Here is an 18,663-nt window from a genome sequence, read left to right as displayed (position 1 = left end):
CAGCCTTTGGGCTGGCATAACCCGTATTCACTTGAGCTTATCTGGTTTACTGTATGCCTTTGCCCCTTCCTTATTCTCTGCATCACTTAGCGTATCAGAGCACGGCTACTAGTATCCCATCCGAGCAGGAGCTGGAGGATATGCTTACGCAGGCCCGGGCCGCCAACCTGGAATATGGCCTCACGGGCGTGCTGCTCTACAGCCAGGGTCGGTTTATGCAAGTGCTGGAAGGCTCGGAAGAGGCCGTCCACTTTATCTACGCCCGGATTGAGCGCGACACGCGCCACCATAATGTGACAACCCTGACCGACGGCCCCATTAGCCAGCGTAGCTTCGCCCACTGGTCGATGGGATTTAACGTGATGCAGGCGGAGCACTTTCGGCACTTGCCCGGGTACCTGGATCCGAATTCCCCGGCTTTTTCGGCTTGCATTGCCGCCAATGATACCACTGCCCTGCACACGCTGCTAACCGCTTTTCTGACGGAGGAGCCAATTCGGTATTAAGGAGGAAACCAGCATTGGGCTTGCGTGTTGGCCAGAAAAATAGCTACTTAAGCAGCCTTCCTAGCTTACTCCGTATGACTGCCGACCTCCACCACCTCGTGTACCAAAGCAACGTAACCGCCCCGCTGAGTGAAGCTGAGTTAGAGGCCCTGCTGACCCACTCCCGCGCCTGGAACCACAGCCACGGCCTGACCGGGGTGCTGCTCTACTGCGACTCGCACGTTCTGCAGGTGCTGGAAGGGCCGCAGCACGAGGTGGAATACATTTTCGGCCGCATCGAGCAGGATCTGCGCCACTACGACGTGACCAAGCTGGCCGACGGCCCGATTCCGCAGCGCTGCTTCGCGCAGTGGTCCATGGGCTTCAAGGCCGTGCACCCCGAGGACTTTGCCTACCTGACGGGCTACCTGAACCTGGCCACTCCCTCCTACCCAAACAGCCTGATCAAAACCAATACGGAAGCGGCGTCCCTGCAGGAGCTCTTGGTTTCGTTCGTTACCGACCACAAGATTCGCTACTGAGGCCATATCCGGTACGGGACCAAAGATATAATGCGGGCCAGCGTGAAACACTTTTGCCTGAAACACTTTAAATTGTTTCAGGCAAAAGTGTTTCAATCGTTAGCGCTTACTTCTTACTTATGGCCGATGAGATTCGGGCGAAACTGGGGCTTTCGCAGGAAATGATGGGCAGCTGGCTAGGCATATCCCGTAACAGTGTAGCCTTGGCCGAAGGCGTACACCGTTCCTGGCCGCTGGGCACGGCCAGCCAACTGATTCGGCTTACCCTCGCTACCCTGGGGCTGGTGTATGACCCGGCCGGCAACCGCCCCGCTCCCCCACCGCTGCCCCCACCCGCGCCGGACCCGGCGCCCATACAGGCCCGGCTGGCCTACTGTCGGCACCACGCCGGCCGCCTGCGCTACGAATTGGCCCAGTTACAGCTCAAAGCGGCTCCCCACGAAGCCCGCCTTGCGGCCCTGCCCGCCCTGCGCGCCTTTACCGGCCCCGTGAAGAACCCCGCCCACGAAGAAAACTGGCTGGCCCTGATTGAAGGCGAAGCCGAAATCGCCCTGCTCTACGAATGTGGCACCGGGCCCCAGAAGCTGCTGGAAGCCCGCATTGCCGGACTGGAGCGGGAGGCCGAGGTGCTGCGGGAGCTGCTGGAAGAGTTGCCAGCGGCACCTTCACAATAGCTGAGCAACTGTGCCCATACTTTGCTAGAGCGAAAGGCTTATATCCGTTATTTTGCACCACTATTTACTCTACCGACAGCTTATTACCCTCTGAGCCGTATGCGCCCTTTCCTACTTACCCGCTTATTGGTATTTGTCTTCTTGCTTGGAGCGGCAGCCTGCTCTAAGAAGCAGACCGAAGATCCGCAGCCCAAGCCGGACCTCGTCGGCCGTTGGGACTCCCAGACCGTGCAGCTGACCCTCTACGATTCGGACGGCCGGATTACGTTCGACGAAACCTACTACGACAACGGCAACGGCACCCCGCGCAACGCCTACATCCTGCTGCGCGCCGATAAAAGCTACGCCTCTTACACCGATGATGTGCTGAGCTGGAGCGGCAACTACGTCTGGAACGGGACTAGCTTGACGATGAACAACCCCATCCAGGGCTCGATGGACTTCACCATCACCACCCTGTCGCCCACCGAGCTTACGCTGACCAACGACCGGCGCGTGGGCAAAGCCGGGGAGTTACTATCTCGAAATATACTCGGCGCTAACCGGTCCTACCTGCGCGGAATGGCAGCCACTTGCACCGTATGTTTGCGCTAACCCCAATGTTCCCGTAGGCCAACACCAAGCTATGGAGCGGTTAGAACTTTATAGATAAGGCACAGCCCAAACAGAATCCAAGCCGCCAGAAGTAGCACCAAAACTCCCCGAATACCGCTCTCGACCAAGGCTTTGCCCGCGTTGCCGTAGCTGTTCTGGTATTCTTTGGTTAGTACCAGCCGCCAGGCATCCTGCTTCCAGTAGCGCAGCCGCAGATACAGAAACCCCAGGGGCACTAGAATTACCGCTCTTAATACAGGGCTTACAATATCGATAGGCCAAGAATCAAAGAAATCAGACATCAGACAGGCTGGTTGGATACGGTAGAAGATAAGGCCAGGCAGCATTTAAAACGAAGCGTACCGCCGCTTGCGGCGCCAGGCCCGCATGGCTCCGAATGCGCCCAGTAGCACCAGCGGGGCCGCTAGGTTCAGCAGTTGCCAGCGGCTTTTCTGCTCGATGACCTTGAGCTTGTCCAAAGGGCGCAGGGTGATTTGCTTGCCGCGCACCGAAATCAGGCCGCTTTCGTCGAGCATATAGTCCACAGCATTGAGGACCAGCTCCCGGTTGGCAAACTCGGTGTTGGCCAGGCGGTCGAAGCCCAGGCGGTAGGGGTTGCCGGTTTTGGGGTCCAGCTCGGAGCGGATAAAGTCGCCGTCGGAGATGACCAGCACCTTGGAAGGCTTGGCATTGGGCGAGCTGGCGGGCTGGAAGTTGCTGGTGCCGGGCTCGGCACGGTTGGCGTAGAGCGACTTAAACTGGCCTTCGAGCAAGTAGCCCACCGGCTTGAAGCTTTCCTTGTAGAGTTTCTGGTTGGGCTCCAGGCGGGCGTCGTTGAAGTTGATGGGTACAGGCGCAGGCAGCACCCGGGTGTAGCGGGAAGTGAACATCAGCGGCGTCTTGCGGATGCCGGCGGCCTTTACCGTGTCAATGGTGCTGATGAACTTGGTGTACACCGCGTCGAGGTTGCGGGTAATGGGGTGCTTGCTGAAGGAGTTGATGAGCGGGTAAAACTGCCAGGGCATCGGCTCCACCTTGGGTTTGTCGCCCTCGGTACCCGTCACGAGCGGAATCACGCCCGAGTTGAGGTCGAGCAGCAGGTCGGGGTTGATGCGCACCCCATAGTTGAAGAGCTGGTCTTCCAGGTTGAGCTGCAAGGGGAAAGACAACATGCCACCGCGGTTGGCGCTGTCCATATTCACGCGCATGGCGTCCACGAAAAACAGCGCGCTGCCGCCCTGGGTGATAAACTGGTCGAGCTTGAACTTCTCGGGCTCGGTGTAGGCCGTGCTGGGCTTGGCCACGACGATGGCGCTGAGCGTGCGCAAGTCCTGGGGGCGGGTTTTGCGCAAATCCACCCGGAACACGTCGTAGTACTGCTGCAAGGACCCGATGATGTCGCCGGCTTCGGCGTTGCTGAGCTCCCCGTGGCCTTCGAGCACCCCGATGCGCTTGCGCTGCCCGGGGCTGAGCTTGCGCACGGCGCTAGCTAGCTCGTATTCCAGCCCTTCGATGCTTTGGTTGAGGCGCACGTCGGAGGGGCAGCCTGGTTGCCGCGCAGCAAGAGCACCTGTTCTTCTTTGCCGCCGGCGGCTACCGTGGCCCAGGGAAAGATGATTTTCTCAACCCGCTTGCCGTTTTCGTTGGCCCCCAGGTTGGTCGGCCGCAGCCCTTTCTTGAGCAGGGAGGCATAATACTCGTTGCGGGCCTTTTCGGTGCCGGCCGCCGAGGGGTCGACGAAGACGTAGTGCAGGTTGGTGCCGCCGTAAACTTGCATCTCGTTCAGGGTTTCGCGCACAGCCTGCTGCAAGCGGCGGAAGCCGGGCGGGAAGTCGCCGTCGAGGTACACGGTCACCGTCACTGGCTGCTTAAGGTTCTCCAGCAGCGTCTTAGTGGCTGGCGCCATGGTGTAGCGCTTTTCCTGGGTCAGGTCGAGGCGGAAAAAGAACTGCTGGGCCAGGAAGTTGAGCAGCAACAGCCCACCTATCACCGCCAGAAAGCGGAGCAGGTCGCGGCGTTTGCGGGAAGTGGCGGGCGCAGAGGTTTCGGGCGTATCGGAAGCCATAGAGTGGCGGCAATTTTTAGAGCTAGAAGCTCCCTCCTTGTTGTATAAGAGTGGTTGGGGTGGTTGACTAGAACAAGTCGTTGTTCTGTTTGCTTTCCCCAGCACCTCCACATCTAAGGAGGAAAACTAGTTTGTAAGTGATTACCAGTTACGGCTTTGCAGCACCAAGCGGGTAGCCAGCAGCAGGCCGGCAATCAGGCTGAAGAAGTAGAGCAGGTCGCGGGAGTCAATAAGGCCCTTGCTGATGTCGCGGTAATGCGCCGCAATGCCGAGCTGGCTAATGTAGTAGGCCGGGCTCCCGTCAAACACCGAAGCCAGGGAGTCGAAGCCCGAATACACCAGGAAGCAGCCGACCACGGCCACCAAGAAGGCAATGATTTGGTCCCGGGTAATGGCCGAGGCGAAGATGCCGATGGCGGCAAACACGGCCGCCAGCAAGGCCAGGCCAATGTAGGAGCCCACGGTAGCGGCCGAGTCAATGTTTCCGACCGGGTTGCCAAGCTGATACACCGAATAGTAGTAAAGCAGCGTGGGCACCAGGGCCAGCAAGGCCAGCAGCAGACAGGCCAGGTACTTCCCTCCTATTATCTGCCCATCGGTGAGCGGGCGAGTAAGCAGCAGCTCGATGGTGCCGGCCTTTTTCTCCTCGGCAAAGGTGCGCATAGTAATGGCTGGAATCAGGAACAGAAATATCCAGGGGCCATGTTGAAGAGCGTCTGTAGGTCGGCGTAGCCGTAGTCCAGCATCGAGCTGTCGGGAAACACCCACACGAACAGGCCGGTAGCAACCAAAAACACCCCGATAACCACGTAGGCTACCGGGGAGCTCAGGAAGGCGTTGAATTCTTTGCGAAGGATGGCAAACATCGGGTACTGAATAGATTCAAATTTTGTCTGTCATCCTGAGCTTGCGAAGGACCTAATCGGATACGAACGACAATCGTAACAGCAAGTCGTTCTATCGTAGTAAGGTCCTTCGCAAGCTCAGGATGATAAGAGTAAAGTAGAGGCGTTCTTTTCAATCATTTTGTCAACGACTGAAACACCTGCTCCAGGGATTGTTCTTCCTGCCGCAGGCCGAGCAATATCCAGTCCTGCTGGGCGGCCAGGCGGGAAATAGCTCCCCGCATATCCGCTCCCGCAGCAGCCCGGATCCGGTAGCGGTTGCCGGCTTCGGCCTCCACGCCCAGAATACCCGGTAGGGCCCGCAGCGGGGCCACGTCGATGGGCTGCTCAAACTCGGCGCGGATGATGGTTTCGCCGGCGGCCTTGGCACCCAGGTCAGCCACGGGCGAGTCGGCCACGAGCTGCCCGCGGTTGATGATGACCACCCGGCTGCACAGGGCCGTGACTTCGGGCAGAATATGAGTGCTGAAAATAACGGTCTTGTCCTGGCCCAGCTCCCGGATCAGGGTGCGGATTTCGCCAATCTGGTTGGGGTCAAGCCCGGTGGTGGGCTCGTCCAAGATCAGCACGCCGGGGTCGTGAATCAGGGCTTGGGCCAAACCCACGCGCTGCCGGTAGCCTTTCGACAAGGCGCCGATAAGCTTGTTTTGCTCCCGGCCCAGCCCCACGCGGTCCACCATCTGCCGCACCCGGGTGCGGCGCTGCTGGCCTTTTAGGCCGTGCACCGAGCCGATGAATTCCAGGTACTCGTGCACGTACATATCCAGGTAAAGCGGGTTGTGCTCGGGCAGGTAGCCCACCCGGCGACGCACTTCCAGCGCGTCGGTTTGCACGTCGTAGCCGTCCAGCTTCACCGTGCCGTGGCTGGGTGGCAGATAGCCCGTGGCAATCTTCATCGTGGTGGACTTTCCCGCCCCGTTGGGTCCCAGGAAGCCCAGGATTTCGCCCTTGCCCACCGAGAAGGAAATATCATTCACCGCGGTCTGGATCCCGAAGATTTTGCTGAGCTGTTGTACTTCAACCATAGAATGAACGTGTCATTGCGAGCAGAGCGAAGCAATCCGTCCTCTGAAATGTACTGAGCCTCCCATCTTGACCAAACCTGACGATTCCGGCTTTCTGGTAAAAGGCTGTGTCGTACTGCGCAGAGGACGGATTGCTTCGTCGTGCCTCCTCGCAATGACAATTATTTATTTTTTCGGCTGCAAGGGCGCATTTCAATATCCACGAGGTGGAAGTTGAAGGGCGTTTCCAGCGCGTAGATAATAGTGTCGGCAATATCCTCGGGCCGCATCATTGAATCGTTGGCCTCGGTGCCGGGAATGTCGTCGAAGAAGTTGGTTTGCGTCGAGCCGGGGTAGAAACACGTGACCTTGATTCCATCGTTGCGCACCTCCTTATATAAGGACTGCGAAAAGCCCCGCACGGCAAACTTGGTGGCGCAGTAGCCCGCCATCTTCTCGATGCCGGTGGTGCCGGCAATAGAGGAAATATTGATGATATGGCCCTCCTGCTGCTGTTTCATCTGCGGCAGCACAGCTTTGGTGCAGAAGAACATGCCGTGCACATTCGTGTCGAACATCAGCTTCCAGTCGTCCGACGAAAACCCGTCGACTTCGCCCGAAATACCCAGTCCGGCATTGTTGACCAGCACGTGAATTTCCGCGCCCAGTTCCCGGCGGGTATTGACGTAGGCTTCCTGCACGGCCACCTCGTCGCGCACGTCGCACTCGAAAAACTGAAACCGCTCGTGCTGCAATCCTTCCGGCGCGCTGCGGCCCCAGCCGGCCACTATGGCGCCTTTTGCCAGCAGGGCCTCGGCCGTAGCCCGGCCTATTCCTTTGCTGACGCCCGTCAGAATGGCTATCTTGCCCGTCAGGTTCATAGCGTAGAGATGTTTGAAAGTACCATTTGGCCGCAAGTTAAGCGCACCACGCGGGTTTTTAGTGTAGGCCTAGTTGCCGCGGCCCTGGGCCTGCTGTTTGGCGGCTGCGGCGAGGGCCACGAAATGGACTGCCTCAAAAGCACCGGCAAGGTCATCACCGAACGGCGCGAGCTGGAGTCTTTCGAGGTAATTACTGCCTACGACAACGTAGACGTAACGTTGGTGCAGGACGCGGAAACCTACGCCGAGGTGCGCGCGGGCAAGAATCTGCAGGAAGATATTGAGCTGCGCGTCGAGCACGGGGAGTTAACCATTCGCAATACCAGCCGCTGCAACTGGATGCGCACCTACGACACGCCCCGGGAAGTAACCCTGCACCTCCCGCGCATTCACGACCTGTTTTTGCGCGGCTACGGCAACATGCGCACGGCCGGCAACTTCCGCGCCGATACCCTCTTCTGCCACCTGGTAGGCGCCGGCGACTACGACCTGGACATCACCAGCGAGTACCTGAACATGGATATGTACGAGCTGGGCAACTACCACCTGCGCGGCCGGGCCGATGATTTCAAACTGCTCGTGGGCGGCAGCGGCAGCCTTTACGCCAGCGGGCTGCTGTCCCAACGGTGCAGCTTTACCTTCAACCACGACAGCGACGGCGACGCCCACGTGACGACCTCCGACTACCTCGGTGGCACCCACGCGGGCACCGGCACCCTGTTCTACTACGGCAAGCCCCAGCAAACCGGCATCAAGCTAACCGGCAAAGGCAAAGTCGAGCAGAAGTAAGTCTTGCCTATGGAGCTTGTCACAGTAAATACCTACTCGGCGCGGCTGCTCCAGATAGTGGTAGTAGCCCTGGTGCTGTTGTTGGTCATCATCTGGCAAGGTCACCTGCGCCGCCGCTTGCCATTTCTGCTGCTGACGCTGCTGAGCGGGGCAGGCCTAGTGCTGGGCCTGCTGTTTCGAATTCAGCACTGGGCGGGCAGCGCAGCTATTACCGTGAGCAGCAGTCTGCTTTTGCTGGCAACCTATGGCATCTGGTTTAGCCGTAAGCAGCCTAAAACTCGGTTCGACTTCAGTAAGCTGGCTTTCGTAACGGGCCTGGGGCTTTGGGGCCTGAGTTCGGGTTCCTATTCCGCCCTGCTTTTTCCCTGGCTGCTGTCCTTCGTCCGGCTGCTGTTACCGCTCACCTTCTGGCTGCTGCTGCTCGACTTTGCATACCTGACGTATGTCGGCCGCCGGGCCCGGCGCTAGACCCACTTACAGGTCGCCGAGCTGGGGCCGGATGAGCAGCTCTTCGATGACGGCCTGCGGCGACAGAGAATAGGCCCCAAATACGGCTTCGGCTACGTCTTCGGCTTTGATAAAACGCTCGGCGGGCAAATCCACGCCCTCCCAGCTGGCCGTGAGCGTGGCGCCGGGCAGGATGGCCGTCACCCGCAGGTTGTGCTCTTTCAGCTCTTCCCGCAGCCCTTTGGTAAAGCCCAGCAACGCAAACTTGGCTATGCTGTAGGAGCCCCCGTTGGGATACGCCATGATGCTGGCCGTGGAGCACATGTTGAAAATATGCCCCTGACGGCGGCCAATCAGGCCCGGCAGCAGAGCCCGGGTCACGTCGTAGGCGCTGTAGAGGTTCACGTCTATCATGTGGCGCAACTGGGAGCCGTCGGCGGGCTCATCCTGCAGGCGGCCGGGCACGAAAGCCCCGGTATTGTTGACCAGCACTTCCACGGGCACCCCCAGGTCCAGCACAAAATCGGTGAAGCGCCGCGTCTGCTCGGCCTGGCTCAGGTCGGCGGCAAAGGTGTGGAGCATGGCCCCGGGAACATCCTGCTGCACAGCGGTTATAAGATCCTGCAGGTCCTGCCCGGAACGGGCGCAGGTAATGACCCCGAAACCGGCCTGGGCGAAGCGAAAGACAAGGGCGCGGCCAATTCCCTTCGTGCCACCCGTGACAACGATATATTTTTGCATTCCTTTGATTGACGTTTTCGTTTTTACGTAAGGTACCCCTGGGCCTGAGCTGGGCGCTAGGCGTCCGCGCCCGGCGCCGCAAGTTTGAGCTTTTATCTTTTCTCCTCTTCTTTTTATGGTTAAAACCTTCGGTGAATTTCTGCTCTTCATGCAAAGCATGCTGGTGCGGAAGGAACGGCTGGGTACGCTCTGGCAACGCACCCTCGACGAAGCCATTCTCATCGGCATCGACTCCGTCTTTATCGTGGCCATCGTCTCGGCCTTTATTGGGGCCGTTACCTGCGTCCAGATTGCCTATAACCTGGTCAACCCGCTTATTCCCAAGTCGACTATCGGCTTCATGGTGCGCGAAATGACAATCCTGGAGCTGGCTCCCACTATTACCAGCATCGTGCTGGCTGGCAAGGTCGGCTCCAGCATTGCCGGCGGCCTGGGCACCATGCGTATCACCGAGCAGGTCGATGCGCTGGAAGTAATGGGCATCAACTCGGCTTCTTACCTGGTGCTACCCAAGATTGTGGCCGCCATGCTCATGTTCCCGCTGCTGGTAGTGCTGGCCATGGTGCTCTCCATTACGGGCGGCTACTTAGCCGGTACGCTCTCGGGCGCCATGTCGGCTCAGGAGTACGTGGAAGGCATCCGCACCGACTTTGTGCCCTACAACATTTTGTTTGCTCTGATTAAATCGGTGGTTTTTGCCTTCCTCGTGTCGGCTATTTCCTCGTATAAAGGCTATTACACCAAAGGCGGGGCCCTGGAAGTTGGCGCCGCCAGCACCGGTGCCGTCACCAATTCTATTATTGCTATCCTGCTGGCCGACTACGTGCTGGCCGCAGTACTGCTGTAATGCGCGAAGGTGATTAAATGTACTGCAGCAGCTCATAGCTAACTATACAGCCCATTTTCACCGTAGCGTATTCATACCTAGCACATTGGCTCCATGATTGAAGTTCATAACATTCAGAAGTCATTCAACGGCAACCCCGTTCTGAAAGGCATTACCTGCACCTTCGAAACGGGCAAGTGCAACCTGCTGCTCGGCGGCTCGGGCACGGGCAAAAGCGTGTTGCTGCAGTGCATCGTGGGGTTGATGAAGCCCGATCTGGGCAGCATAACCTTCGACGGGCTGGTTTTCACCAACAACAAGGTGGATATCAAGCAGGAAATCCGGCGCAAAATCGGGATGCTGTTTCAGGGCGGGGCTCTGTTCGACTCCATGACGGTGTACGAAAACACCGAGTTTCCGCTCAAGATGCTCACTCCCGAAATGACCAAGGAAGAGCGGCGCGACCGGGTCGAGTTCTGCTTGAAGCGCGTGGGCCTGGAAAACGCGGGCAATAAGATGCCTTCCGAAATTTCGGGCGGTATGAAAAAGCGCGTCGGCATTGCCCGCGCCATTGCCCCCAACTGCACCTACCTGTTCTGCGACGAGCCCAACTCCGGCCTCGACCCCGCTACCAGCATCAAGATTGACGAGCTGATTTACGAAATCACCCACGAGTACGGCATTACCACCGTCGTCATCACCCACGACATGAACTCGGTGGTTGAAATTGGCGACCATATCATTTATCTGCACAAGGGTCAGAAGCTTTGGGACGGCAATAAGGATGAAATCCTGAACACCACGGTGCCCGAGCTGAAAGAGTTTATCTTCAGCAGCAGCCTGGTGCGGGCCGCCAAGAAGGTCGACGAGGAAACCGAAGGGGCCTGGCCGCTGCCACTTCCGACGAGGCCTACAACATTTAAATCCAGCTTTCTTAAAACTACAAAAGGCCAGTTCCCGCGAGGAACTGGCCTTTTGCATGTACTTCGATAGACTAAAACCCCTCCCGGCGGCGCAGTTCGGTGATGTGAGCCAGGTGATGCTGCCCGTGCCAGGCATACATAGCCAGGGCCTGGTCCAGGGAAAAGGTCCGCTTGGAGCCCGGATGGTAAAACGTGCGAAGCCACTGCTCATCCGTCAGCTGCCGCAGTAGAAAGGTCCAGCGAATGTGCAGAGACTCCAGCAGAGCTAAGGAAACCGCCACGGGGGTAGCCTTCACGTCGGGCAGCAAGGCCCACGCCTCCTCATCGTAAGGAGTGATGGTGGGGTTCTGCTCCGTCAGCGCGAGCCGCATACGGGTATAGGAGTTCAGGTGCGAGTCGGGCAGGTGATGAATAACCTGGCGGACTGTCCAGCCCCGGGCCGGTAAGGCGTATCCAATTGGGCGGGAGTAAGCCCCGTTACCGCCGCCCGGATCTGGTCGGGCAGGACGGCTATTTTGGCAATCAAGCCTAAGCGCGCTCCCGAGCTCAGAGGCTCGTCAGGCAGAGTTGCTTGGCCAGTCGGATAACGGAGGTCGGGGGCAGTCGTGGATTGCATGTGAAGCCGGTAGGTTGGGCCGGCAAGGTAGCAAAACGAAGTGCTCCTCCCTCCTACTTCCGGCCCAGACTGTGGATTACCAGCTTGGGCGGTCAAAATCCATGGGCCGCAGAGGCTCGGGCCGCGGGCCCGTAAAGGCAGATAGTCCTGATCCCGCTCCCGGGGCAGCGGGTCCAGCTCAACGGAGAAGTTATTATGCCGCACCTGCTCCTTTTTGGTGGGTTCCGGAGCAGAAGTCGGGCGGTCGGACAGGTGCTTGCTTTTCATGGCGCAGACGTTTGGGAAAGTGAAAGGAAAGGAGGCTGCTGGCAATAGCCGTTAGCTCCTTTTCAAACGCAGCCGCCCGCGTCCAGGCTATAAAAGGGTTGCCCTGAACCCTAAAATCCGTATTTGATAGATACAGCCTCCGTGTTAAACACAAATTGACTACCGGGTAAAGACGGAGGCCGGTAGTAGCGTGTCAAGGCAAACAGCTCTGGCTGACTGTAACAAACAAAAACGGCTCCCCTGGTACAGGGAAGCCGTTTTCAAAGTAGTTCAAAAAACTTTAGCCGTTCCGCTTGTTCAATTCGTCGCGGATTTTGGCGGCCTTTTCGTAATCTTCTTTCTCCAGGGCCTGGGCCAGCATCTTGGTCAGCTCGTCCAGCGAAACCTGTCCGCTGGGGTCGCGGGGAGTAGGTTCCGGCTTGGGGCTGCCCGTGCTGTCGTCATCCTCGTCCTCGTCATCCTCGTCGGCATCTTCGTCGGCATTCTCATCCAAATCACTCAGGATGATGCCGGCTTCGCTCAGCACGCTTTCCACGGTATAAATTGGTACGCCGAAGCGCAACCCAATGGCAATAGCGTCGCTGGGGCGGGCGTCCAGTTCAAAGGTCGTAGCGCCGTCGGTACACACAATTTTGGAGTAGAATACGCCTTCTTTCAGGTCGGAAATCAATACTTCCAACACGGCTACGTGCACATGCTCGGCAAACGACTTAAACAAGTCGTGCGTCAGCGGCCGGTTCGGATTTATTTTCTCAATCTGAATGGCAATGCTTTGCGCCTCAAACATGCCAATGATGATGGGCAGACGGCGGTTGCCGGTTTTCTCCCCCAAAATCAGGGCAAAAGAGCCGGACTGCGACTGGCTGGAGGAAAGGCCCAGAATTTCGAGCTGTATTTTTTTCAAGGTATCTAGGAGCTTAGGGTCTTGGGAGCTTGGGGTCTTGGACGCGTCAGAAGGACAAAGCTAGGCTTTCTCGTTTCTGAAACCCAAGACCCCAAGACCCTAATTCAATTCCTTAACGGCCTGGGTGAGCTTGGGCAGTACTTCGAAAACGTCGCCTACGATGCCATAATCAGCCGCCTTAAAGAACGGTGCCTCCGGATCTTTGTTGATTACGACAATCACTTTCGAGGAGTTGACCCCGGCCAGGTGCTGAATGGCACCCGAAATACCGCAGGCAATATACAAGTTGGGCGAAACGGTGATGCCGGTCTGACCCACGTGCTCGTGGTGAGGGCGCCAATCGACGTCCGATACGGGCTTGGAGCAGGCCGTAGCCGCACCCAGCGCCTGGGCCAGTTCCTCAATCAGGTGCCAGTTCTCGGGGCCTTTCATGCCGCGGCCACCCGATACAACACGGTCAGCCTCGGGCAGCAGCACGCCACCGGCCTGATCCTGCATCACTACCTGCTTGGGAGCGTCGGCAAAGTCAGCGTCGGAGAGGCTGGCTGAGAACGACTCAACCGTAGCGGTTTTGCCGGCTTCGTGCAGGGCCTCAATCGAGTTTTTCTTTACGGCCAGAATCTTCCGGTCGCCGGTCAGAACTACGTCCGCAAAGGCTTTGCCCGAGAAGGCGCCGCGCTTCACCGTGAAGCTGCCACCGTTGTTCTTGGGCAGCTCCACCACGTTGGTAGCCAGGCTGGCCTTCAGGCGCACCGACAGGCGCGAACCCACGGCCGCCCCGATGTTGGAGTTGGCCAGCACGATTACCTGAGCGCCTTCTTTCTCGGCGGCGGCGGCAATGAGCTTGGTGTAAGCGCCGTTCACGAAATCCTTCAGACGGGGCTCCGCGTCGTACAGCACCTTGCTGATACCCTGCTCACCGAGCTGGGCCAGGTTGGCTTCGGTAGCCTCGCCAACTGCTACGGCCGTGGCCGTGGTGCCGAGCATCTGGGCTACCTGGCTTCCGTACGAAGCCACTTCCAACGACGATTTTTTAACCTCGCCGCCATCACATTCAACTACAACTAGAACGGACATTTCTTTGGTTTTTGAGTTTGGTTCTTGGTTTTTGGGAATTCAAAGGGGGCTGGTCTAAGGTTGGAGCACAAAGCCAACAACCAGAAACCAGCGACCAAAAACCAACTAGATAACCTTGGCTTCGTTGCGGAGCAGCTTGATCAAATCCCCGGCCGTTTCGGCGGGAATAAGCTTCACGCCCTGCTTCTTGGGGGCAGTGCGTACTCGGCTACCGAGGTGCGGGCCCCTTCGCCCACAGGCTCTACTACTTTCAGCGGCTTGGTGCGGGCCGTCATGATGCCGCGCATGTTTGGAATGCGGGGCTCGCACATGGGCTGCTGGCAGGAAGCCACGAAAGGCGTGTTCACCTCCACGATTTCCTTGCCGCCTTCGATTTCGCGCTCCAGCGTGGCGGTGTTGGCGCTCATGTCGAGCTTCATAGCCGGGGCTACGGTCGGGATGCCGAGCAACTCGCCCACCATGCCGTGCACCTGGAAGCCATTATAGTCAATGCTTTCCTTGCCCATCAGAATCACGTCGTAGGCGCCTTCCTTGGCAATGGCAGCAATCTGCTGGGCCACGAAGTAGGCGTCCGTGGGCGCGGCGTTGACGCGGATGGCGTCGTCGGCGCCGATGGCCAGGGCTTTACGGATGTTGGGCTCGGTGTCGGCTTCGCCAACGTTGAGGACGGTTACGGTGCCGCTGCCCTGGGCTTCTTTGAGCTCAATGGCGCGGGTCAGGGCGTATTCATCCCAGGGATTAATCACGAACTGCACCCCGGCCTTGTTGAACTCCTTGTTATCGGGCGTGAAGGCAATTTTGGTGGTCGTGTCGGGAACGTTGCTGATGCAAACGAGAAACTTCATCTACGGCTGCTTGTGGATGGGAGATAAACTACGGGAAAGCCCCTAATTTCGGGCGAAGATACAGAAAACTCCCTCCCGATGGATACCACGCCGACCCGCTTGCAGCAGCTGCTGACCTTTTACAACGAAGACCCGAACGACCCGTTCATCATCTACGCCCTGGCCACTGAATATCGGACGACGGAGCCCCAACGGGCTATGGAGTATTACCAGAAACTGCTGGATGAGCACCCTGATTACGTGGGTACGTACTACCACGCGGGCAAGATGCTGGAGTACTTACAAAATCCGGAAGAAGCCGAAAAGGTTTACCGCCGGGGCCTGCAGGTCAGCCGCAAAGCCGGACAGATGCACGCCGCCAGTGAGATTCAGCAGGCGCTGAACTCGCTGCTCGGCCTCGACTACGAAGACGAATAAGCTACCAACGCTACTTCCGATAACCGGCAAAACTCATGGAACAGTGGTGGACATGGGCGGGAGAGCAAGTATACAATGGTGAAACAAACGCTGGGTAAGCTGCCAGTACCGGTTTCCTCCTGGAAATGGGTACTGGCAGTTCGCGTTGCAAAATACGCTGCATGCCGAGTAATTTCAAGCAAAACCCTAGATTAATTGTAACCTGCAAAGAGAAATTGCGTTTTAACGAGGCTTTATTGCGGTATTCGAACCATAAAGGAGTAGCGCGTGTCAGAAGGCCATGCGTAAGACCACTCTGCTGACTACCGCCGGGCTTCTGCTCGTCGGCTCGGCCCGCACCCTGGCTCAGACCACTGACCCTAGCATCGGGAATGAAAACACGCCTTTCGTGCGCAACATTCGCCCCGACCGGCCCGGACAGACCATTACCACCAACATGCTCAACCCCGGCCAGTTTCAGCTGGAAACCGGCATCAGCAGCCAGCCTGACCCGTTTAGTCCCGGCAGCTCGGGCAGCCGGCGGCTGAATACGGGCCTGCTGCGGGTGGGCTTCTTCAACAACATCGAGCTGCGGGTGTCGCAGGGCTACTATTCCCCGCCGGCAGGAGCCACCCGAACTACGGAAGCGGGTAGCATCGAAGTAGTGCGGCCCGCTGGCTTTACGCCCACGACCGTGGGAGCCAAGTTTCTGGCCTCGACTACTCCCAATGCCCGCTCCCAGGTGGTAGTGCTGGCCGAAATGACGCTGCTCAACGGTGATAAGACGCTAAAGCCCACGCAATATGAGCCGGCCGCCCGCCTGCTGATTTCCCAACAAATCGGGGAGCGTTTTGGCCTGGAAGCCAACTTTGGCTTTCGGCAGTGCGGCTTCAAGGCCGCTGATACCAAGCTGGGCACCTACCTCGGCACGCTGGCCCTGAATGGCCCCCTGACCAATACTGTCGGCTTTTTTGCGGAAACCTACGCCACCTGGCAGCAGCAAAGCACGCTGGCTCCGGGCGTTACGTCGGGGCTGTACTGGCGCCCCTGGCCGGGCCTGCGCCTGGACGTCAACGCGGGCAAGGCCTTTTTCGGGCCTAGCAGCGGCCCAACTGTGGGAGCCGGCCTGAGCCTGCGCCTGCCTCGCTAAACTCGAAAGCATCGTTTAAAACGCAAAGGATTTGCTGGCTTCGGCTGGTGAATCCTTTACGTTTTTATTTTGGTACTTATATTAGAATTTATTATACTTGATTTATAATTCAACCTCACTCGACCTATGAAACAGCCTTACGCTTCTGCCTTATTCTTTGTCCTGTTCCTGCTAACGTCTTCCGCAGTTCAGGCCCAAGTCGCTCCCGACAGCAATGGGCATTACCGGCCTACTAGGGCTTAAGTGACCCGGAGCAGCCGGATCCTCGCTATGCCGGGGCGCTGGAAGTAAGTGAATTAAAAGACCAGATTAAGCTGCTCACCGACGCCTACAGCCGGCTTGTGGAGCAGCACAACCAGCAGGCCGACCGGATTCAGTCGCTGGAGCACCTCACCCGCACGGCCGGGCCCCGGCTCCCGGGAATTGCCCTCCAATATCATCACCATTCGCAAGCTCTAGCTAAACAGCGACGCACTGCGCCCGCTCAGCTTATGTAAATCATAAAGCAGCCCTGCCCAACATTCGTTGAGCAGGGCTGCTAGTGCTTCTGGGGCAAGGCTGTGGAGCTTAGGGCCGTTGGCTTACGGCTTCGGGGTTGATGCGCGTGGGCGTCTGCTGACCGGATACTATTCCGGCAGAGCTGCGGGCAATAGCCGTAATCACGGCCGTCATATTGGCCAGATCCAGCGTCTCGATTTCATCGTCGACGGTGTGGTAGCGCTTGTCGGTCGGAATCTGGTCGGTGCTGATGGTGTGAGCCGGCACGCCCAGGCGGGCCAGCGTGGCGTTATCGGAGCGGTAGAACAGGTTTTGCTCGGGGTACGGGTCGGGCTCGAAGCGGAACGGCGTACCGATTAGGTTGCGCTGCAGCAGCTTGCCAAAGTCTGATTTATCGAAGCCGGTAATAAAGGCCGTATTCGGACCGAACTTGGACTGCTTGCCAATCATTTCGATGTTGAACATGGCCATAATCTGCTTGGCATCGAGTTGCCGTGAAAAGTACTGGGAGCCAAACCCACCGATTTCTTCGGCCGTGAAGGCCGCAAACACCAGAGTGCGGGCATTGTCGTTCTTCTTTTTGAAATACTCGGCCAGGGCTACCACGGCCGTGGTACCACTGGCGTCGTCGTCGGCTCCGTTGGCAATTTTGTCGCCCGCCACGGGCTCAATAATTCCCAGATGGTCGTAGTGCGAGGAAAAAACCACCATTTCGGCGGCGCGGTCCTTGTCCTTGCCGGGCAGCACGCCCACCACGTTGCGAATCTCCACGGGCCGCACAATGGTATTGGCCGCCACCCGAAATTTGACTCCAGCATTGGGAGTCGTCATCAGGGCCACTACGCAGGAGTAGGCCCCCGGCTTTTCAGCCGTCAGCCGGCCACGCTTGGTGTAGTCTACCAGCCGCTGGAAATCTTCGGCTCGGGCCGGGTCCAAGATGACAATCAGGTTTTCGGTCGGCTCCAAGATTTGCCGGAATACCTGCCGGGGCATGGCTTGAGACCCAATAACCATGACGCGGGCGGCCGGGTCGTCCTCACTAGTCCAGTTTAGCTGGGGCTGCCCGATACCAGCAGGGTTTTTTCTTGCGGCACGTTGGTGCCGTTGATGGTCACGTAGAGGGCGGCCGTTTTGGTTTCGTACACGGGAAACACTTGCTCATAGCCCTTCACCCCGGGCAGCGACTCCAGCCCAAGCTTTTGAAACTCAGCAGCTAGAAACTGGGCGGCTTTCAGACCGCCGGGCTGGGTGGAGGCCCGGCCTTCCATGGCATCATCGGCCAGAGCCCGTGCTACCCGCTCCACGGTGGCCGCCGTGACGCCCGCCCCTGGCGCAGAAGTTGCAGAGGTAGACTTTCTTTGAGCAACAAGTGGGCAGGAGAACAGGAAGAGAAATAAGAAGATCGGAGGGAATTTTTGCATAACGCAAATTAAGCCTTTTGACAACTCTTCAATGTGGTTTCGGCGGCTTTTTGGCATTTTTTCTACCATTTTCGCGCTTTTTGGCGCTGTATATTTTTCTGTTTTCATGAAGAAGCCCTTATTTCTATTGTGCAGCACGGCGCTGATCCTGCAGTTGGCTAGCTGCCGCTCTACCGTCCCGGTTACGGCTACCCCGGGGGCCTCCACCCCCAACACGCCGCTGGCCGAGTTGCGCAATACGCGCTGGGTGCTCCGCTCCTTAAACAACCGTGCCATAGTGACGCCGGCCAACGGTGAGGCCTATATTTTGTTGCGCAACCAGGAGCTTCGGGCCGAAGGAAATGCCGGCTGCAACCGCTTCGGAGGCACTTTCACTCTGACCAAACCTGGCGAGCTAGAGTTTGGCCCCTTGATGAGCACGCGGATGGCTTGCCTCTCAGACCAGGACAATACTACCGAGCAAGGCTTCCTGGCAGCGCTGAAGGCGACTCGCACCTACCAAATCAGCGGGGATACGCTGCGCCTGTACGCACCGGCTTCCCCGACGCCCGCGGCTGTACTCCATGCGGTGTATCTGCACTAGGATGTTCGTGACCGGAACAAAGTAAAAGAG

21 protein-coding genes and 3 pseudogenes are annotated in these 18,663 nt (G+C 58.2%); 11 read left to right on the top strand and 13 right to left on the bottom strand.

The genetic code is table 11. The features are described from left to right. The first annotated feature begins 53 nt into the window (after window positions 1-53). The 4 genes from MUN79_RS16445 to MUN79_RS16430 all read left to right on the top strand — a co-directional run bounded on the left by MUN79_RS16445 (window position 54) and on the right by MUN79_RS16430 (window position 2,295). Window positions 54-506, top strand: a complete 453-nt coding sequence (locus MUN79_RS16445; RefSeq protein WP_244673753.1) for a BLUF domain-containing protein — start codon at window positions 54-56, stop codon at window positions 504-506. Between the two features lie 74 nt (window positions 507-580). Continuing rightward, a complete protein-coding gene (locus tag MUN79_RS16440; protein ID WP_244673752.1) occupies window positions 581-1,027 on the top strand; it encodes a BLUF domain-containing protein in 447 nt (148 codons plus the stop codon). A gap of 119 nt (window positions 1,028-1,146) precedes the next feature. After that, on the top strand, window positions 1,147-1,701 hold the full coding sequence (locus MUN79_RS16435; protein ID WP_244673751.1) for a helix-turn-helix domain-containing protein: 555 nt from the start codon (window positions 1,147-1,149) through the stop codon (window positions 1,699-1,701). A 99-nt stretch (window positions 1,702-1,800) separates the two neighbouring features. Continuing rightward, a complete protein-coding gene (locus MUN79_RS16430; RefSeq protein WP_244673750.1) occupies window positions 1,801-2,295 on the top strand; it encodes a hypothetical protein in 495 nt (164 codons plus the stop codon). 29 nt (window positions 2,296-2,324) lie between these two features. Here MUN79_RS16430 and MUN79_RS16425 read toward each other — a convergent pair whose 3' ends face one another. From MUN79_RS16425 to MUN79_RS16405, 6 genes and pseudogenes are all read right to left on the bottom strand, one after another. Beyond that, on the bottom strand, window positions 2,325-2,531 hold the full coding sequence (locus MUN79_RS16425; RefSeq protein ID WP_244673749.1) for a hypothetical protein: 207 nt from the start codon (window positions 2,529-2,531) through the stop codon (window positions 2,325-2,327). Between the two features lie 111 nt (window positions 2,532-2,642). Continuing rightward, window positions 2,643-3,827, bottom strand: coding sequence for a gliding motility-associated ABC transporter substrate-binding protein GldG (gene gldG / locus MUN79_RS16420; RefSeq protein ID WP_262922884.1), 1,185 nt, complete (start codon window positions 3,825-3,827; stop codon window positions 2,643-2,645). Continuing rightward, on the bottom strand, window positions 3,785-4,360 hold the full coding sequence (locus MUN79_RS30160; protein ID WP_262922883.1) for a DUF7088 domain-containing protein: 576 nt from the start codon (window positions 4,358-4,360) through the stop codon (window positions 3,785-3,787). The genes gldG and MUN79_RS30160 overlap by 43 nt, the downstream gene beginning before the upstream one ends. A gap of 141 nt (window positions 4,361-4,501) precedes the next feature. Then, window positions 4,502-5,226, bottom strand: a pseudogene (gene gldF, locus MUN79_RS16415) (gliding motility-associated ABC transporter permease subunit GldF). Window positions 5,227-5,381: 155 nt separating this feature from the next. Next, window positions 5,382-6,290: a gliding motility-associated ABC transporter ATP-binding subunit GldA gene (gene gldA, locus MUN79_RS16410; protein WP_244673748.1), complete on the bottom strand. Its 909-nt coding sequence runs from the start codon at window positions 6,288-6,290 to the stop codon at window positions 5,382-5,384. A 161-nt stretch (window positions 6,291-6,451) separates the two neighbouring features. Then, window positions 6,452-7,150: an SDR family oxidoreductase gene (locus MUN79_RS16405; RefSeq protein ID WP_244673747.1), complete on the bottom strand. Its 699-nt coding sequence runs from the start codon at window positions 7,148-7,150 to the stop codon at window positions 6,452-6,454. A 9-nt stretch (window positions 7,151-7,159) separates the two neighbouring features. Here MUN79_RS16405 and MUN79_RS16400 point away from each other — a divergent pair, with 9 nt between their 5' ends. Beyond that, the gene (locus tag MUN79_RS16400) at window positions 7,160-7,939 is read left to right on the top strand and encodes a head GIN domain-containing protein (protein WP_244673746.1); all 780 of its coding nucleotides are present in this window, start codon (window positions 7,160-7,162) and stop codon (window positions 7,937-7,939) included. Between the two features lie 9 nt (window positions 7,940-7,948). Continuing rightward, window positions 7,949-8,407: a hypothetical protein gene (locus tag MUN79_RS16395; RefSeq protein WP_244673745.1), complete on the top strand. Its 459-nt coding sequence runs from the start codon at window positions 7,949-7,951 to the stop codon at window positions 8,405-8,407. Between the two features lie 6 nt (window positions 8,408-8,413). Here MUN79_RS16395 and MUN79_RS16390 read toward each other — a convergent pair whose 3' ends face one another. Then, complete coding sequence (locus tag MUN79_RS16390) at window positions 8,414-9,127, bottom strand: SDR family oxidoreductase (protein WP_244673744.1); 714 nt, start codon at window positions 9,125-9,127, stop codon at window positions 8,414-8,416. Between the two features lie 115 nt (window positions 9,128-9,242). On the opposite strand from MUN79_RS16390, the gene MUN79_RS16385 reads away from it, so the two are divergent. Together MUN79_RS16385 and MUN79_RS16380 are read left to right on the top strand one after the other, a co-directional pair. Next, window positions 9,243-9,974 carry an MlaE family ABC transporter permease gene (locus MUN79_RS16385; protein ID WP_244673743.1) on the top strand — a complete coding sequence of 244 codons (732 nt, stop codon included), beginning with the start codon at window positions 9,243-9,245 and terminating at the stop codon, window positions 9,972-9,974. A 93-nt stretch (window positions 9,975-10,067) separates the two neighbouring features. After that, window positions 10,068-10,811: pseudogene (locus tag MUN79_RS16380) on the top strand (ABC transporter ATP-binding protein); the annotation flags it as partial. Window positions 10,812-10,947: 136 nt separating this feature from the next. Here MUN79_RS16380 and MUN79_RS16375 read toward each other — a convergent pair. The 4 genes and pseudogenes from MUN79_RS16375 to MUN79_RS16360 form a co-directional block, all read right to left on the bottom strand. Beyond that, complete coding sequence (locus tag MUN79_RS16375; protein WP_244678349.1) at window positions 10,948-11,265, bottom strand: DinB family protein; 318 nt, start codon at window positions 11,263-11,265, stop codon at window positions 10,948-10,950. 774 nt (window positions 11,266-12,039) lie between these two features. Then, entirely contained in the window at window positions 12,040-12,663 is a 624-nt protein-coding gene (locus tag MUN79_RS16370; protein WP_244673742.1) for a bifunctional nuclease family protein, read from the bottom strand. 99 nt (window positions 12,664-12,762) lie between these two features. Then, on the bottom strand, window positions 12,763-13,740 hold the full coding sequence (locus MUN79_RS16365; RefSeq protein ID WP_244673741.1) for an electron transfer flavoprotein subunit alpha/FixB family protein: 978 nt from the start codon (window positions 13,738-13,740) through the stop codon (window positions 12,763-12,765). 105 nt (window positions 13,741-13,845) lie between these two features. Beyond that, window positions 13,846-14,585, bottom strand: a pseudogene (locus MUN79_RS16360) (electron transfer flavoprotein subunit beta/FixA family protein). Window positions 14,586-14,663: 78 nt separating this feature from the next. Here MUN79_RS16360 and MUN79_RS16355 point away from each other — a divergent pair. Continuing rightward, entirely contained in the window at window positions 14,664-15,002 is a 339-nt protein-coding gene (locus MUN79_RS16355) for a tetratricopeptide repeat protein (protein ID WP_244673740.1), read from the top strand. A 280-nt stretch (window positions 15,003-15,282) separates the two neighbouring features. Continuing rightward, window positions 15,283-16,131: a transporter gene (locus MUN79_RS16350; RefSeq protein WP_244673739.1), complete on the top strand. Its 849-nt coding sequence runs from the start codon at window positions 15,283-15,285 to the stop codon at window positions 16,129-16,131. A 567-nt stretch (window positions 16,132-16,698) separates the two neighbouring features. Here MUN79_RS16350 and MUN79_RS16345 read toward each other — a convergent pair. Together MUN79_RS16345 and MUN79_RS16340 are read right to left on the bottom strand one after the other, a co-directional pair. After that, entirely contained in the window at window positions 16,699-17,595 is an 897-nt protein-coding gene (locus MUN79_RS16345) for a M20/M25/M40 family metallo-hydrolase (RefSeq protein ID WP_244673738.1), read from the bottom strand. Window positions 17,596-17,678: 83 nt separating this feature from the next. Then, entirely contained in the window at window positions 17,679-18,158 is a 480-nt protein-coding gene (locus MUN79_RS16340; protein ID WP_244673737.1) for a zinc-binding metallopeptidase family protein, read from the bottom strand. Here MUN79_RS16340 and MUN79_RS16335 point away from each other — a divergent pair. Then, a complete protein-coding gene (locus tag MUN79_RS16335; RefSeq protein WP_244673736.1) occupies window positions 18,157-18,633 on the top strand; it encodes an META domain-containing protein in 477 nt (158 codons plus the stop codon). The genes MUN79_RS16340 and MUN79_RS16335 overlap by 2 nt on opposite strands. Window positions 18,634-18,663: the final 30 nt, after the last annotated feature.

The sequence above is a fragment of the Hymenobacter cellulosilyticus genome (assembly GCF_022919215.1).
GTDB classification, from domain to species: Bacteria; Bacteroidota; Bacteroidia; order Cytophagales; family Hymenobacteraceae; genus Hymenobacter; species Hymenobacter cellulosilyticus.
The sequence above is the reverse complement of the archived record's forward strand: the minus strand, read 5'-3'. Positions and strand labels throughout refer to the sequence as shown.

Bases quoted from the DNA above. Each gene is read 5' to 3' on its own strand.
- MUN79_RS16445 (WP_244673753.1), top strand. From the start codon at position 54: ATGCCTTTGCCCCTTCCTTATTCTCTGCATCACTTAGCGTATCAGAGC.
- MUN79_RS16440 (WP_244673752.1), top strand. From the start codon at position 581: ATGACTGCCGACCTCCACCACCTCGTGTACCAAAGCAACGTAACCGCC.
- MUN79_RS16435 (WP_244673751.1), top strand. From the start codon at position 1,147: ATGGCCGATGAGATTCGGGCGAAACTGGGGCTTTCGCAGGAAATGATG.
- MUN79_RS16430 (WP_244673750.1), top strand. From the start codon at position 1,801: ATGCGCCCTTTCCTACTTACCCGCTTATTGGTATTTGTCTTCTTGCTT.
- MUN79_RS30160 (WP_262922883.1), bottom strand. From the start codon at position 4,360: ATGGCTTCCGATACGCCCGAAACCTCTGCGCCCGCCACTTCCCGCAAA.
- gldA (WP_244673748.1), bottom strand. From the start codon at position 6,290: ATGGTTGAAGTACAACAGCTCAGCAAAATCTTCGGGATCCAGACCGCG.
- MUN79_RS16405 (WP_244673747.1), bottom strand. From the start codon at position 7,150: ATGAACCTGACGGGCAAGATAGCCATTCTGACGGGCGTCAGCAAAGGA.
- MUN79_RS16400 (WP_244673746.1), top strand. From the start codon at position 7,160: ATGTTTGAAAGTACCATTTGGCCGCAAGTTAAGCGCACCACGCGGGTT.
- MUN79_RS16395 (WP_244673745.1), top strand. From the start codon at position 7,949: ATGGAGCTTGTCACAGTAAATACCTACTCGGCGCGGCTGCTCCAGATA.
- MUN79_RS16390 (WP_244673744.1), bottom strand. From the start codon at position 9,127: ATGCAAAAATATATCGTTGTCACGGGTGGCACGAAGGGAATTGGCCGC.
- MUN79_RS16385 (WP_244673743.1), top strand. From the start codon at position 9,243: ATGGTTAAAACCTTCGGTGAATTTCTGCTCTTCATGCAAAGCATGCTG.
- MUN79_RS16365 (WP_244673741.1), bottom strand. From the start codon at position 13,740: ATGTCCGTTCTAGTTGTAGTTGAATGTGATGGCGGCGAGGTTAAAAAA.
- MUN79_RS16355 (WP_244673740.1), top strand. From the start codon at position 14,664: ATGGATACCACGCCGACCCGCTTGCAGCAGCTGCTGACCTTTTACAAC.
- MUN79_RS16350 (WP_244673739.1), top strand. From the start codon at position 15,283: ATGCGTAAGACCACTCTGCTGACTACCGCCGGGCTTCTGCTCGTCGGC.
- MUN79_RS16335 (WP_244673736.1), top strand. From the start codon at position 18,157: ATGAAGAAGCCCTTATTTCTATTGTGCAGCACGGCGCTGATCCTGCAG.
- MUN79_RS16340 (WP_244673737.1), bottom strand. From the start codon at position 18,158: ATGAAAACAGAAAAATATACAGCGCCAAAAAGCGCGAAAATGGTAGAA.